The sequence below is a fragment of the Streptomyces sp. NBC_00028 genome (assembly GCF_045041065.1).
Lineage (GTDB): Bacteria > Actinomycetota > Actinomycetes > Streptomycetales > Streptomycetaceae > Streptomyces.
Window position 1 is genome coordinate 8289685 of sequence record NZ_CP108293.1, and the last position, 14563, is coordinate 8304247.

The 14563-nt window shown below is 65.2% G+C and carries 11 protein-coding genes, 2 rRNA genes and 1 riboswitch; of the genes, 12 read left to right on the plus strand and 1 reads right to left on the minus strand.

What is annotated here, in order from left to right; all coding sequences use genetic code 11:
• Window positions 1-296: 296 nt before the first annotated feature.
• The 12 genes from OG885_RS37395 to OG885_RS37450 all read left to right on the plus strand — a co-directional run bounded on the left by OG885_RS37395 (window position 297) and on the right by OG885_RS37450 (window position 13787).
• Window positions 297-3419: ribosomal RNA gene (locus tag OG885_RS37395) — 23S ribosomal RNA — on the plus strand.
• A 95-nt stretch (window positions 3420-3514) separates the two neighbouring features.
• Window positions 3515-3631: ribosomal RNA gene (rrf, locus tag OG885_RS37400) — 5S ribosomal RNA — on the plus strand.
• Window positions 3632-3740: 109 nt separating this feature from the next.
• Window positions 3741-4349 (plus strand): CDP-alcohol phosphatidyltransferase family protein, encoded by a 609-nt coding sequence (locus OG885_RS37405; protein WP_405739483.1) that lies wholly within the window; start codon window positions 3741-3743, stop codon window positions 4347-4349.
• Between the two features lie 116 nt (window positions 4350-4465).
• Window positions 4466-6961: a sugar phosphate nucleotidyltransferase gene (locus OG885_RS37410; RefSeq protein WP_399960229.1), complete on the plus strand. Its 2496-nt coding sequence runs from the start codon at window positions 4466-4468 to the stop codon at window positions 6959-6961.
• A 167-nt stretch (window positions 6962-7128) separates the two neighbouring features.
• Complete coding sequence (locus tag OG885_RS37415) at window positions 7129-7965, plus strand: DUF881 domain-containing protein (RefSeq protein ID WP_405739487.1); 837 nt, start codon at window positions 7129-7131, stop codon at window positions 7963-7965.
• The gene (locus OG885_RS37420; protein ID WP_003988855.1) at window positions 7962-8294 is read left to right on the plus strand and encodes a small basic family protein; all 333 of its coding nucleotides are present in this window, start codon (window positions 7962-7964) and stop codon (window positions 8292-8294) included. The genes OG885_RS37415 and OG885_RS37420 overlap by 4 nt, the downstream gene beginning before the upstream one ends.
• A 5-nt stretch (window positions 8295-8299) precedes the next feature.
• Entirely contained in the window at window positions 8300-9133 is an 834-nt protein-coding gene (locus OG885_RS37425) for a DUF881 domain-containing protein (protein ID WP_405739490.1), read from the plus strand.
• A 61-nt stretch (window positions 9134-9194) separates the two neighbouring features.
• Window positions 9195-10085 carry an FHA domain-containing protein gene (locus OG885_RS37430; RefSeq protein WP_405739493.1) on the plus strand — a complete coding sequence of 297 codons (891 nt, stop codon included), beginning with the start codon at window positions 9195-9197 and terminating at the stop codon, window positions 10083-10085.
• An 18-nt stretch (window positions 10086-10103) separates the two neighbouring features.
• Window positions 10104-10844 (plus strand): MerR family transcriptional regulator, encoded by a 741-nt coding sequence (locus OG885_RS37435; protein WP_399960237.1) that lies wholly within the window; start codon window positions 10104-10106, stop codon window positions 10842-10844.
• A gap of 77 nt (window positions 10845-10921) precedes the next feature.
• Window positions 10922-11395, plus strand: coding sequence for a bifunctional nuclease family protein (locus OG885_RS37440; RefSeq protein WP_004002801.1), 474 nt, complete (start codon window positions 10922-10924; stop codon window positions 11393-11395).
• A 258-nt stretch (window positions 11396-11653) separates the two neighbouring features.
• Window positions 11654-12343 carry a MerR family transcriptional regulator gene (locus OG885_RS37445; protein WP_405739496.1) on the plus strand — a complete coding sequence of 230 codons (690 nt, stop codon included), beginning with the start codon at window positions 11654-11656 and terminating at the stop codon, window positions 12341-12343.
• A gap of 58 nt (window positions 12344-12401) precedes the next feature.
• On the plus strand, window positions 12402-13787 hold the full coding sequence (locus OG885_RS37450) for a DNA polymerase IV (RefSeq protein WP_405739499.1): 1386 nt from the start codon (window positions 12402-12404) through the stop codon (window positions 13785-13787).
• 85 nt (window positions 13788-13872) lie between these two features.
• Here the strand turns inward: OG885_RS37450 and OG885_RS37455 are convergent, their stop codons facing one another.
• Complete coding sequence (locus OG885_RS37455) at window positions 13873-14250, minus strand: PRC-barrel domain-containing protein (RefSeq protein ID WP_405739502.1); 378 nt, start codon at window positions 14248-14250, stop codon at window positions 13873-13875.
• Window positions 14251-14381: 131 nt separating this feature from the next.
• A riboswitch (glycine riboswitch) is annotated at window positions 14382-14478 on the plus strand.
• Window positions 14479-14563 lie beyond the last annotated feature (85 nt).

Sequence of the window (14563 nt, forward strand, 5' to 3'; positions counted from 1 at the left end):
ACCGGGCTCGCTCGGTCAGAGGCCAGTACATCGGCGAATGTTCGATGCTGGTTGCTCATGGGTGGAACGTTGATTATTCGGCCGGGTTCACGGGTCGGAGGCTGCGAGTACTGCTCTTAGGAGCGTGGAAAGCATGATCTCCGGACGGAACCGGGCCGGGCACGCTGTTGGGTGTCTGAAGTAACGGCCGCAAGGTTGTGCTTCGATGCCGGCCCCAGTGAACTTGTCCTGTAGAGGGCAGGGTGATGGGTGGCTGGTCGTTGTTTGAGAACTGCACAGTGGACGCGAGCATCTGTGGCCAAGTTTTTAAGGGCGCACGGTGGATGCCTTGGCACCAGGAACCGATGAAGGACGTGGGAGGCCACGATAGTCCCCGGGGAGTCGTCAACCAGGCTTTGATCCGGGGGTTTCCGAATGGGGAAACCCGGCAGTCGTCATGGGCTGTCACCCATACCTGAACACATAGGGTATGTGGAGGGAACGCGGGGAAGTGAAACATCTCAGTACCCGCAGGAAGAGAAAACAACCGTGATTCCGGGAGTAGTGGCGAGCGAAACCGGATGAGGCCAAACCGTATGCGTGTGAGACCCGGTAGGGGTTGCGCATGCGGGGTTGTGGGATCTCTCTTTCACAGTCTGCCGGCTGTGAGACGAGTCAGAAACCGTTGATGTAGGCGAAGGACATGCGAAAGGTCCGGCGTAGAGGGTAAGACCCCCGTAGTCGAAACATCAGCGGCTCGTTTGAGAGACACCCAAGTAGCACGGGGCCCGAGAAATCCCGTGTGAATCTGGCGGGACCACCCGCTAAGCCTAAATATTCCCTGGTGACCGATAGCGGATAGTACCGTGAGGGAATGGTGAAAAGTACCGCGGGAGCGGAGTGAAATAGTACCTGAAACCGTGTGCCTACAAGCCGTGGGAGCGTCGGACATCAAGCTTGCTTGGTGTCTCGTGACTGCGTGCCTTTTGAAGAATGAGCCTGCGAGTTTGCGGTGTGTTGCGAGGTTAACCCGTGTGGGGAAGCCGTAGCGAAAGCGAGTCCGAATAGGGCGCTGGAGTAGCACGCTCAAGACCCGAAGCGGAGTGATCTAGCCATGGGCAGGTTGAAGCGGAGGTAAGACTTCGTGGAGGACCGAACCCACCAGGGTTGAAAACCTGGGGGATGACCTGTGGTTAGGGGTGAAAGGCCAATCAAACTCCGTGATAGCTGGTTCTCCCCGAAATGCATTTAGGTGCAGCGTCGTGTGTTTCTTGCCGGAGGTAGAGCACTGGATAGGCGATGGGCCCTACCGGGTTACTGACCTTAGCCAAACTCCGAATGCCGGTAAGTGAGAGCGCGGCAGTGAGACTGTGGGGGATAAGCTCCATGGTCGAGAGGGAAACAGCCCAGAGCATCGACTAAGGCCCCTAAGCGTACGCTAAGTGGGAAAGGATGTGGAGTCGCACAGACAACCAGGAGGTTGGCTTAGAAGCAGCCACCCTTGAAAGAGTGCGTAATAGCTCACTGGTCTAGTGATTCCGCGCCGACAATGTAGCGGGGCTCAAGCGTACCGCCGAAGTCGTGTCATTGCAGCATATAGCCCTAACGGGTGTTGTGATGGGTAGGGGAGCGTCGTGTGCCGGGTGAAGCTGCGCCGGAAGGCAGTGGTGGACGGTTCACGAGTGAGAATGCAGGCATGAGTAGCGATTCACACGTGAGAAACGTGTGCGCCGATTGACTAAGGGTTCCTGGGTCAAGCTGATCTGCCCAGGGTAAGTCGGGACCTAAGGCGAGGCCGACAGGCGTAGTCGATGGATAACCGGTTGATATTCCGGTACCCGCTGTGAAGCGTCAAACATCGAACCAGGCGATGCTAAGGCCGTGAAGCCGCCCCGGAGCCTTCGGGCAAAGGGGAGTGGTGGAGCCGCCGGACCAGACTTGCAGTAGGTGAGTGATGGGGTGACGCAGGAAGGTAGTCCATCCCGGGCGGTGGTTGTCCCGGGGTAAGGGTGTAGGACGCAAGGTAGGCAAATCCGCCTTGCACATAGTCTGAGACCTGATGCCGAGCCGATTGTGGTGAAGTGGATGATCCTATGCTGTCGAGAAAAGCCTCTAGCGAGTTTCATGGCGGCCCGTACCCTAAACCGACTCAGGTGGTCAGGTAGAGAATACCGAGGCGTTCGGGTGAACTATGGTTAAGGAACTCGGCAAAATGCCCCCGTAACTTCGGGAGAAGGGGGCCATCACTGGTGATTGGATTTACTCCATGAGCTGGGGGTGGCCGCAGAGACCAGCGAGAAGCGACTGTTTACTAAAAACACAGGTCCGTGCGAAGCCGTAAGGCGATGTATACGGACTGACGCCTGCCCGGTGCTGGAACGTTAAGGGGACCGGTTAGTGCGCTTTCGGGCGTGCGAAGCTGAGAACTTAAGCGCCAGTAAACGGCGGTGGTAACTATAACCATCCTAAGGTAGCGAAATTCCTTGTCGGGTAAGTTCCGACCTGCACGAATGGCGTAACGACTTCTCGACTGTCTCAACCATAGGCCCGGTGAAATTGCACTACGAGTAAAGATGCTCGTTTCGCGCAGCAGGACGGAAAGACCCCGGGACCTTTACTACAGTTTGATATTGGTGTTCGGTTCGGCTTGTGTAGGATAGCTGGGAGACTTTGAAGCCCTTACGCCAGTATGGGTGGAGTCGTCGTTGAAATACCAGTCTGGTCGTGCTGGATGTCTAACCTGGGTCCGTGATCCGGATCAGGGACAGTGTCTGATGGGTAGTTTAACTGGGGCGGTTGCCTCCTAAAGAGTAACGGAGGCGCCCAAAGGTTCCCTCAGCCTGGTTGGCAATCAGGTGTTGAGTGTAAGTGCACAAGGGAGCTTGACTGTGAGACCGACGGGTCGAGCAGGGACGAAAGTCGGGACTAGTGATCCGGCGGTGGCTTGTGGAAGCGCCGTCGCTCAACGGATAAAAGGTACCCCGGGGATAACAGGCTGATCTTCCCCAAGAGTCCATATCGACGGGATGGTTTGGCACCTCGATGTCGGCTCGTCGCATCCTGGGGCTGGAGTCGGTCCCAAGGGTTGGGCTGTTCGCCCATTAAAGCGGTACGCGAGCTGGGTTTAGAACGTCGTGAGACAGTTCGGTCCCTATCCGCTGCGCGCGCAGGAATATTGAGAAGGGCTGTCCCTAGTACGAGAGGACCGGGACGGACGAACCTCTGGTGTGCCAGTTGTTCTGCCAAGGGCATGGCTGGTTGGCTACGTTCGGGAGGGATAACCGCTGAAAGCATCTAAGCGGGAAGCCTGCTTCGAGATGAGTATTCCCACCCACTTGATGGGGTAAGGCTCCCAGTAGACGACTGGGTTGATAGGCCGGATCTGGAAGCCCAGTAATGGGTGGAGGTGACCGGTACTAATAGGCCGAGGGCTTGTCCTCAGTTGCTCGCGTCCACTGTGTTAGTTCTGAAACCACGAACAGCCCCATGCCATGGTCACGGCATGGGGCGGCAATGTTTGACAGTTTCATAGTGTTTCGGTGGTCATAGCGTGAGGGAAACGCCCGGTTACATTCCGAACCCGGAAGCTAAGCCTTACAGCGCCGATGGTACTGCAGGGGGGACCCTGTGGGAGAGTAGGACGCCGCCGAACTCCTTTTATAGCTCCGGCTCTTGGGCATACTGCCCGAGAGCCGGAGCTTTTTTGCGTTGAGGTAAGGTCAGGGGGCAACGTTGGTACGTTTCCCACAGGAGGCCCCCGGGTGGAGGTCCAGGAGACTCGCGTCCAGACGGATCGAGTCCTCACCATCCCCAACATCCTCAGCATGGCGCGGCTCCTTGGTGTGCCCCTCTTCCTGTGGTTGATCCTCAGGCCCGAGTTCGGAGGCCCCCAGAGTGACGGTTGGGCGCTTCTGGTGTTGGCCTTCAGCGGAGTCAGTGACTATCTCGACGGCAAGCTCGCCCGGCGCTGGAACCAGGTCAGCAGCCTTGGCCGGCTCCTGGATCCCGCGGCAGACCGGCTCTACATTCTCTCGACTTTGGTCGGACTGACCTGGCGCGAGATTCTGCCCATCTGGTTGACCGCTGTACTGCTGGCGCGGGAGCTGGTCCTGCTGGTGATGGTGGGTATCCTCCGGCGCCACGGCTATCCGCCGCCGCAGGTGAACTTCCTCGGCAAGGCCGCCACGTTCAACCTGATGTATGCCTTCCCCTTGCTCCTGCTCAGTGACGGAACTGGCTGGCTCCCGTCACTCGCTGCTATTTTCGGATGGGCGTTCGCAGGATGGGGTACAACGCTGTACTGGTGGGCAGGAGTCCTCTACGTGGTACAAGTCCGCCGCCTGGTCCGTGCGGACGCCATGGCCGATTGAACTCGCTCATTGGCGCAGTCTTACTCGCGCGATGGCCCGTGGTGAAAAAGTGCGGGACAATCTGGACGGGTGAAGTCGGCTAGACCGTCGTCTCTTGTGAGGAGGACGCTTCCGACATGAAGGCCGTCGTGATGGCCGGAGGTGAAGGCACACGCCTTCGCCCCATGACCTCGAGCATGCCCAAGCCGCTCCTACCCGTGGCGAACCGCCCGATCATGGAGCACGTTCTGAGGCTGCTCAAAAGGCATGGGCTCAACGAGACCGTCGTTACTGTTCAGTTCCTGGCCTCACTGGTCAAGAACTACTTCGGTGACGGCGAAGAGCTCGGAATGGAGCTCTCCTATGCCAACGAGGAGAAGCCACTCGGTACCGCCGGAAGCGTCAAGAACGCCGAAGAGGCGTTGAAGGACGATGCCTTCCTCGTCATCTCCGGCGATGCCCTGACCGACTTCGACCTCACCGAGCTGATCAATTTCCACAAGGAGAAGGGCGCGCTGGTCACCGTCTGTCTGACCCGCGTACCCAATCCGCTGGAATTCGGCATCACCATTGTCGACGAAGAAGGAAAGGTCGAGCGCTTCCTCGAGAAGCCGACCTGGGGGCAGGTCTTCTCCGACACGGTGAACACCGGCATCTACGTGATGGAGCCCGAGGTCTTCGACTATGTCGAGGCCGATGTGCCCGTCGACTGGTCCGGTGATGTCTTCCCACAGCTGATGAAGGAAGGCAAGCCGATCTACGGCTTTGTCGCCGAGGGGTACTGGGAGGACGTCGGTACCCACGAGAGCTATGTGAAGGCCCAGGCCGACGTCCTGGAGGGCAAGGTCGACGTCGAGATCGACGGCTTCGAGCTCTCGCCGGGTGTGTGGGTGGCCGAGGGTGCGGAAGTGCATCCCGACGCCGTTCTTCGGGGACCGCTCTACATCGGGGACTACGCCAAGGTCGAGGCCGGCGCCGAGATCCGTGAGCACACCGTCGTGGGGTCCAACGTCGTCGTGAAGAGCGGGGCGTTCCTGCACAAGGCCGTGGTGCACGACAACGTGTACGTCGGGCAGCACAGCAATCTGCGCGGCTGTGTCGTAGGGAAGAACACCGACATCATGCGTGCGGCCCGGATCGAGGACGGCGCGGTCATCGGGGACGAGTGCCTTGTCGGTGAAGAATCGATCGTTCAGGGCAACGTACGGGTCTATCCGTTCAAGACCATCGAGGCCGGCGCCTTCGTCAATACCTCGGTGATCTGGGAGTCCCGGGGCCAGGCGCATCTCTTCGGTGCCCGAGGCGTCTCCGGCATCCTGAACGTGGAGATCACGCCCGAGCTCGCCGTGCGCCTCGCCGGCGCCTATGCCACGACCCTGAAGAAGGGGTCCACGGTCACCACGGCCCGCGACCACTCCCGTGGTGCGCGAGCGCTGAAGCGGGCGGTCATTTCCGCGCTGCAGGCCAGCGCCATCGACGTACGGGATCTGGAGAACGTACCGCTGCCCGTTGCCCGGCAGCAGACCGCTCGGGGCAGTGCGGGTGGGATCATGATTCGGACCACGCCCGGGGTGCCGGATTCCGTGGACATCATGTTCTTCGACGGGCGGGGAGCCGACCTGTCGCAGGGGAGTCAGCGGAAGCTGGACCGGGTGTTCGCGCGGCAGGAGTATCGGCGAGCGTTCCCCGGCGAGATCGGGGATCTGCACTTTCCCGCGAGCGTGTTCGACTCGTACACCGGGTCGCTGCTGCGGAACGTCGATACGACGGGTATCGCCGAGTCGGGGCTGAAGGTCGTCGTCGATGCGTCGAACGGTAGCGCCGGGCTTGTGCTGCCCAGCCTGCTCGGCAAGCTCGGGGTGGACTCGCTGACCGTCAATCCGGGGCTCGACGAGTCACGGCCCACGGAGACCGCGGATGTGCGGCGCTCGGGTCTGGTGCGGCTCGGGGAGATCGTGGCGTCGTCGCGGGCGGCGTTCGGGGTGCGGTTCGACCCGGTCGGCGAGCGGCTGTCGCTGGTCGACGAGAAGGGGCGGATCGTCGAGGACGACCGGGCGTTGCTGGTGATGCTCGACCTGGTGGCCGCGGAGCGGCGCAGTGGTCGGGTGGCGCTGCCGGTGACCACCACGCGGATCGCCGAGCAGGTGGCGGCGTACCACGGGACGCAGGTGGAGTGGACGACGACGTCGCCCGACGATCTGACGCGGGTCGGGCGGGATGACTCGACCATCTTCGGCGGCGACGGCAAGGGCGCGTTCATCGTGCCCGAGTTCAGCAGTGTGTTCGACGGTACGGCCGCCTTTGTGCGGTTGATCGGGCTGGTGGCGCGGACGCAGCTCACGCTCAGCCAGATCGACGCGCGGATTCCGCGGGCACATGTCCTCAAGCGGGATCTGGCTACCCCCTGGGCGGTCAAGGGGCTTGTGATGCGTCGGGTCGTGGAGGCGGCCGGCGATCGCTTTGTCGACACGACCGACGGGGTGCGGGTCGTGGAGACCGACGGGCGATGGGTCATGGTCCTGCCCGACCCCGCCGAGGCGGTCACCCATCTGTGGGCCGAAGGGCCCGATGACGCCTCCGCCCAGGCACTGCTCGACGAGTGGTCGGCGGTCGTGGACAGCGCCGGACGCTGAAAAACGCTGCACGCGTGCGTGCCGGACAAGTGTCCCCAAGGGGGCCTGTCCGGCACGCCGGTGGGGCCATTCGGAGGTAGTGGTCGCGACGTGCGACGATGTGCGGCATGCCGCAGCAGCCCCCCGTTCGGAGCACTCCTACGCGCCCCTCGCGCCCGGACGCATCCATGTCGCTGCTCACCAACGTCATGGACCACAGTCTCGACGACGGGTACGCGGAGGCGGCCGCTCGGAAGAAGGCCGCGGGCGAGGGGGGCCTGCCGAAGACACTGCGGGCGAAGCTCGGTCTCGCGGCCGGCCTGGTGCTGGCGGCTCTGGTCGTGACCGTCGGGGCGGCGCAGGCACGCGTCGCGGCTCCCGTCGTCGCCAAGGAGCGCGAGGAGCTGATCGACCGCATCGACCGTGAGACGGACACGGCCGACAAGCTCGAGAGCACGGTCGACGACCTTCGTGACGATGTGAGCGCCATGCAGCGTGAGGCGCTACGGGACAGCGGCGGCAGCGGGCAGGCGGACCTGGTCGGCATTCTGTCCGGTGCCACGGCCGTGCACGGACCCGGTGTGAAGCTGGTCGTGGACGACGCCAAGGAGGCCACCACCGGTGGCGACGGCGACCCGCGAGAGACCTCCGGTTTCTCCGACACCGGACGGGTCCGGGACCGGGACATGCAGCGCGTGGTCAACGGGCTGTGGGAATCGGGCGCGGAGGCCGTCTCCATCAACGGACAGCGGCTGACGGCGCTGTCCGCGATCAGGGCCGCGGGCGACGCGATACTGGTCGACAACAGGCCGCTGGTGCCGCCGTACACGGTGCTCGCGGTGGGGGACGGGCAGCGGCTGAGCACCAGGTTCCAGAACAGCGCCGACGGGCTCTATCTGAACGCCCTGCAGGAGAACTACGGCATCCGGACGAGCATCTCCGTAGAGGGGGATCTCCGGCTGCCCGCAGCAACGAGTGTGATCGTACGTACAGCACAGCCGAGAACTGAGAAGGGCACATCGTGATCGCCGTACTGGGCCTCGTCGTGGGAGTCGTGGCCGGCCTCTTGGTCCGGCCCGAGGTTCCGGCGGTCGTCGAGCCTTATCTGCCGATCGCCGTCGTGGCGGCGCTCGACGCCGTCTTCGGCGGTCTGCGGGCCATGCTCGACGGCATCTTCGACGACAAGGTCTTCGTGGTGTCGTTCCTGTCCAACGTGGTCGTCGCCGCGCTGATCGTGTTCCTGGGGGACAAGTTGGGCGTGGGTGCCCAGCTGTCGACCGGTGTGGTCGTCGTCCTCGGTATCCGGATCTTCTCCAACGCCGCGGCGATCCGTCGGCATGTCTTCCGGGCGTGAGGCCGATGAGCGACCAGGACGGCACGCCGGAGAACAGGCTGCGCAAGGAACTGCCCGACGAACGGCCCGCTACCGCCCCGGAGAGGGCGGCGTCGCCGAAGGACGACAAGCCCGGGCTGACCGGTCGGCAGCGGCTGGTCCAGGGGCTGTGGCCGCCGCGGGTCACCCGTGCCCAACTGATCGTCGCCGTGCTGTTGTTCGGCCTCGGTTTCGGGTTGGCCGTGCAGGTGGCGTCGAACAGCGACGGCGACAGCGCGCTGCGCGGTGCCCGGCAGGAAGATCTTGTTCGCATCCTCGATGAACTGGATGACCGTACACAGCGTCTTGAGGACGAGAAGCAGGGTCTCGAGAACCAGCGGGACGAGTTGGAGAACAGCTCGGACCAGGCGGAGGAGGCCCGCAAGCAGACGTTGGAGAAGGAGCGGCAACTCGGCATCCTGGCGGGCACGGTGGCCGCGCAGGGGCCGGGCATCACGATGACGATCGAGGACACGAAGAGGACGGTCGAGGCGGACATGCTGCTCGACGCGATCCAGGAGCTGCGCGCGGCCGGTGCCGAGGCGATCCAGGTGAACGGTGTGCGGGTGGTGGCCGGCACCTATCTGACCGAGTCGGGCAACAGTGTGAGCGTCGACGGGAACAAGATCAACGCTCCGTATCGTTTCAAGGTCATCGGCAAACCGCAGGACCTCGAACCGGCGCTCAACATTCCTGGAGGCGTGGTGCAGACTCTGGAGAAGGAGCAGGCCACGGTCACCGTCGAGCGGTCGACCAAGATCGTCGTGGACGCCTTGCGAGCCGCGAAGCAGCCTGACTACGCTCGGTCGTCCTCCCGGTGAACCGCGGGTGCATGAGGGACGTCCGGCGAGGGCATGAGGTTGCGGGGGGTCGGCGCACCGATTGGGTGGTGCGTGGTGGAAACTGTCTGGTGGATACGGACGTTGTCAGGATGTCCGGGTCGGCCGGTGTATGCAGTCAGGGTTCGTCCTGCCCCACGGGCGGGTCTGTTTCGGTCAAGGGGAATCGCCCGTGAAGTTGTTTGCGAAGTTGTTCGGCAAGAGCGCGCGAGAGGGTAGCGACCATGCGAACGCGACCGCTCGCCATCGCGCACAGCCAGACGCGGAGGGCCAGCGCCCGCTGTTCCGGGACCAGGTGGGCGGTGACGCTGCCGGAGCGCAGGGCGCGCCGGTTGACCCTGCGCAGCCCGGCGGCATAGGTTTCGGGCAACCGTCAACCTCAAGTACGGGTGGAGAGTTTTCCATGTCGGCCCTGGTGTGTACGAGGTGCGGTAACCGCAACGCGGAGAACAGCCGCTTCTGCTCCAACTGCGGTGCGCCGTTGCGCGGTGGGCCCGAGCGGCCGTCCGAGACGACCTCCACCATCTCCATCTCCGGTCTCGAGGCCTACGACGCCGAGGTCACCGGTCAGACGCAGGTGCCCATGCTCTCTCCGGAGGCGCAGGCGGCTGTCGACGCGCTGCCCCTGGGTTCCGCGCTCCTGGTCGTGCGCCGCGGGCCGAACTCGGGCAGCCGCTTCCTGCTGGACGGCGATCTGACGACGGCCGGCCGTCATCCGCAGAGCGACATCTTCCTGGACGACGTGACGGTGTCGCGCCGTCATGTGGAGTTCCGTCGCCAGCAGGACGGCTCGTTCACCGTGGGCGACGTCGGCAGCCTCAACGGCACGTATGTGAACCGGGAGCGGATCGACACGGTGCCGCTGCACAACGGGGACGAGGTACAGATCGGCAAGTACCGGCTGGTCTTCTACGCGAGCCAGCGGGGCTACTGACCCCGTCAGGGAAGGTCCATGCTTCAAACACCGAGCGGCGGTGCCGGTCACGGTGCCGCCGCCGCGGACAGTGGGCTGATGAGCATCGGCACGGTGCTCAACGTGCTGCGCGACGAGTTCCCCGAAGTCACCATCTCCAAGATCCGTTTCCTGGAGTCCGAGGGCCTCATCGAGCCGCAACGGACCCCTTCGGGGTACCGCAAGTTCAGTGCTGAGGACGTCGAGCGCCTCGGCCATGTGCTGCGGATGCAGCGGGACCACTATCTGCCGCTCAAGGTGATCCGGGAGTATCTGGACGCCATGGAGCGCGGTGAGGCCGTGGCGCTGCCGGTGGTGGGGCGCCAGCGGGACGGCGGGGAAGCCCTGCCGGACCCCTGGGAGGCTCCTACGGCGGCGCGGATCGGCCGGGCCGAGCTGATGGCGGCCGCCGAGATCGGTGAGCGGGAGCTCGAGGAGTGGGAGTCGTACGGGCTCATCGCTCCGTTGCCCGACGGGGCGTACGACGCCGAGGTGGTCACCGTGGCGGCGCTCGTCGTCGAGCTGGGGCGGTTCGGGATCGAGCCGCGGCATCTGCGGGCGATGAAGGCCGCCGCCGACCGCGAGGCGGGCCTTGTGGACCAGGTGGTGGCCCCGCTGAAGCGCCATCGCAATCCGCAGACCCGGGCGCACGCGGAGGCCCGCACGAAGGAACTGGCGGGGCTCACGGTGAAGCTGCACGCGGCGCTGGTGCAGACGGCCCTCGGCGTACGGCTGCCCTGAAGGGCGTGGGCGTCGGATCCGGCTCCCGTTTCCGGCCCGACTACCCAAACGTCCCGGGCACGGCCTAGGGTTGCTGTGTGAACGAGCTCGATGTCGTAGGTGTCCGGGTCGAAATGCCCTCCAACCAACCGATCGTGCTTCTGCGTGAAGTGGGAGGCGACCGCTACCTCCCCATCTGGATCGGGCCGGGGGAGGCGACGGCGATCGCTTTCGCCCAGCAGGGCATGGCCCCCGCACGACCGCTGACCCACGACCTGTTCAAGGACGTGCTGGAGGCCGTCGGCCAGGAGCTCACCGAAGTGCGCATCACGGACCTGCGTGAGGGCGTCTTCTACGCGGAGCTCGTCTTTGCCAGCGGGGTCGAGGTGAGTGCCCGGCCCTCCGACGCCATAGCGCTGGCGCTGCGCACCGGGACGCCGATCTACGGCAGCGACGGTGTGCTCGACGACGCGGGGATCGCGATCCCGGACGAGCAGGAGGACGAGGTGGAGAAGTTCCGCGAGTTCCTCGACCAGATCTCGCCGGAGGACTTCGGCACCAGCAGTCAGTGAGAGGGGCCGGTCCGGCGGACTCGCGGTCCGTGACGGGGCGGCTGTGTCCGGGCACCACGGAAATGCTGGCATTTGCCACCGGCGTGTGAGAGCGTCCTACGGCCCGCCTCAAGCGCATTCGGCTAGCCTTTCCCCGCGGTGGGGTACGGGAAACCACTCCTAGGGTGATTATCACTCGGCGTGCCGAGTGTGGCGATCGTTGACGCGCCCCGGGTGACTGCCTACCGTCGAGAAGGCAGGTCAAGGACGGAGGTCGGCGTGAGAAGCAGCGGCGACGGTACGGCTGGGGGTGCCCCCGGACGGAGTCTCGGGGCAAGCGGTCCGTACCCTCCCCCAAGCTCTCAACTGCGTTCGAGTTGGGGGGACCCCCATCACGACAGCGCGGCCGATCACGTTCCGCAGCGACCGGCGGCCGTGCCGAGCAGTGGCGGAGGGGCGACGTCCATGGCGTCCGAGGAGATCGGCTACCGCGGTCCGACGGCCTGTGCGGCCGCCGGCATCACCTATCGGCAACTCGACTACTGGGCGCGTACCGGCCTGGTCGAGCCGAGTGTGCGGCCCGCCTACGGGTCGGGGACGCAGCGGCTGTACAGCTTCCGGGACGTTGTCGTCCTGAAGATCGTCAAGCGGTTCCTCGACACCGGTGTGTCGCTGCAGAACATCCGTACCACCGTGCAGCACCTCAGGGAACGCGGCTTCCGCGACCTGGAGCGCATGACGCTGATGAGCGACGGTGCCACGGTCTACGAGTGCACCTCGCCCGACGAGGTCCACGCGCTGCTCCAGGGCGGCCAGGGGATCTTCGGGATCGCCGTGGGGGTGGTGTGGCGGGACGTGGAGAGCGCCTTGTCGCAGCTGCACGGGGAGCGGATCGACACCGGCGAGACGCTCGTGGGGCACAATCCCGCCGACGAGCTGGCGCGGCGGCGGGGCAATCGGGCCGTTTGAGGCTCTGCCCGGGGCATCACCGAGGGCATTGTCAGTGGCGTAGGGCAGCATCGGACATGTGAGAAACGCGCCCACGATCCTGCATCTCGACATGGATGCCTTCTTCGCCTCGGCGGAGCAGGCGTCCAAGCCGAGTCTGCGCGGGAAGGCCGTGGTGGTGGGCGGGCTGGGACCGCGTGGGGTGGTGGCCACCGCGTCGTACGAGGCCCGGGTCTTCGGAGTCCATTCGGCGATGCCGATGGCGCAGGCGCGGCGGCTGGCGCCGAATGCCGCGTATCTCGTGCCGCGCTTCGGGTTCTACCGGTCGATCAGTGAGCAGGTGATGGCGCTGCTGCGGGCGTTGTCGCCGCTGGTGGAGCCGTTGAGCCTCGATGAGGCGTTCGTGGATCTGGAGGCCGGGGGAGCGGCCTGGGACGAGGGGTCGGCGCGGCTCGTGGGGGAGAAGCTGCGTACCGACATACGGGCGGTCACCGCGCTCACGGGGTCGGTGGGGCTCGCGGCGTCCAAGATGCTCGCGAAGATCGCGTCCGAGCAGGCCAAGCCCGACGGTCTGGTGGTGATCGATCCGGGGACCGAGCGAGAGTTGCTCGGGCCGATGTCCGTGCGGATCCTGCCGGGGGTGGGGCCGGCCACCGGGGACCATCTGCGGCGGGCGGGGATCCACACGGTCGAGGAGATCGTGGAGGCGGGCGAGGACGAGCTGGTACGGCTGCTGGGGAAGGCGCACGGGCACGGGCTGTATGCCATGGCGTTGGCGCATGACGAGCGGCCGGTGGTGGCGGAGCGGGAGACCAAGTCGGTGTCGGTGGAGGACACGTACGACGTGGACATCCATGATCGGCTGCGGGTGGGGATGGAGGTGCAGCGGCTGGCCGACCGGTGTGTGCGGAGGCTGCGGGGGGCCGGGTTGTCGGGGCGCACGATCGTGCTCAAGGTGCGGCGGTACGACTTCTCCACGCTGACCCGGTCCGAGACGCTGCGGGGGCCCACCGATGATCCGGCGGTCGTGCGGGAGGCCGCGGCGCGGTTGTTGGAGTCCGTGGACACGACGGGGGGTGTGCGGTTGCTGGGGGTGGGGGTTTCCGGACTGGCCGACTACACGCAGGAGGATCTGTTCGCGCAGGCCGCGGGGGATCTGGGGGAGCTGCCCGAGGAGGAGCCGGGGGAGGCGGCCGCGGAGAAGGACGAGGCGCCTGTCGAGCGGCGGTGGGTTGCGGGGCATGACGTCACGCATGCCGAGTTCGGGCACGGATGGGTGCAGGGGAGTGGGCTGGGGCGGGTGACGGTGCGGTTCGAGACGCCGGATTCCGAGCCGGGGCGGGTGCGGACGTTTCGGGTGGATGATGCGTCGTTGGCTGTGGCTGAGCCTTTGCCGTTGGTGGCGGTGGAGGGTGGGGCGTCCGGCCTTCGGCCGGATTTGATTTCCCATCCGCACCACCCGTGACAGTTTCGTTGTCGGGTGCGGGTGGCCCCTGTGGGGCGGGATCGCCGTCGGCGGCTGCGGGCTGCGGGCTGCGGGCTGCGAGGCGTCAGGCTTCTGCTTCCTCTGGGCCTGCGAGTTTGCCGAAGTCTCGGTCCGGGAGCGGGGGTGCGGGGGCCACGTCCAGGCCGTAGTGGTGGTAGAGCTGGAGTTCCTGGTCGGGGGAGAGGTGGCGGCCCACGCCGAAGTCGGGTGCGTCCTTGATCAAGGAGCGGTCGAAGGGGACCCGCAGGGTGCCCTCGATCAGTTCGCTCGGCTCCAGGGGCACGAAGGCGTCCCTGGAGAACAGGCCGGTGCGTATGGCCGCCCACTCCGGCACGCCGGTCGCGTCGTCGAGGTAGACCTCGTCGATCGTGCCGATCTTGGTGCCGTTGCGGTCCATCGCCTTGCGGCCGATCAGGTTGCGCGGATCGATATCGGTCTGCACGGGCCCTCCACTAGGTCGCGACTCGCAACTCATCCGTAAGCACTACAAAAGAGCAGATTGAGGCCGGTGGCCACTCGAGGGCTCCTCCAGGGATCCGCATTTTGCGCGCTGGTAGGCTGGCAAGCGGCTGTTGACCCTGTGCGGGAGAGTCCTCCGGAGATCGTCCGGAGGCGCCGAAGGAGCAAATCCTCCCCGGAATCTCTCAGGCCCACGTACCGCACTGACGAGGCCACTCTGGAAAGCAGAGCGGGTGTCGACGGCTTCCGCTCTCACCGACGGTGAAAGCCGGGCACCTTCGGGTTGTCCGGTGAAG

Excerpts from the sequence above, each read along its gene's own strand:
- OG885_RS37425 (WP_405739490.1), top strand. The coding sequence starts at position 8,300 with ATGAGCGACCAGGACGGCACGCCGGAGAACAGGCTGCGCAAGGAACTG.
- OG885_RS37435 (WP_399960237.1), top strand. The coding sequence starts at position 10,104 with ATGCTTCAAACACCGAGCGGCGGTGCCGGTCACGGTGCCGCCGCCGCG.
- OG885_RS37415 (WP_405739487.1), top strand. The coding sequence starts at position 7,129 with ATGTCGCTGCTCACCAACGTCATGGACCACAGTCTCGACGACGGGTAC.
- OG885_RS37410 (WP_399960229.1), top strand. The coding sequence starts at position 4,466 with ATGAAGGCCGTCGTGATGGCCGGAGGTGAAGGCACACGCCTTCGCCCC.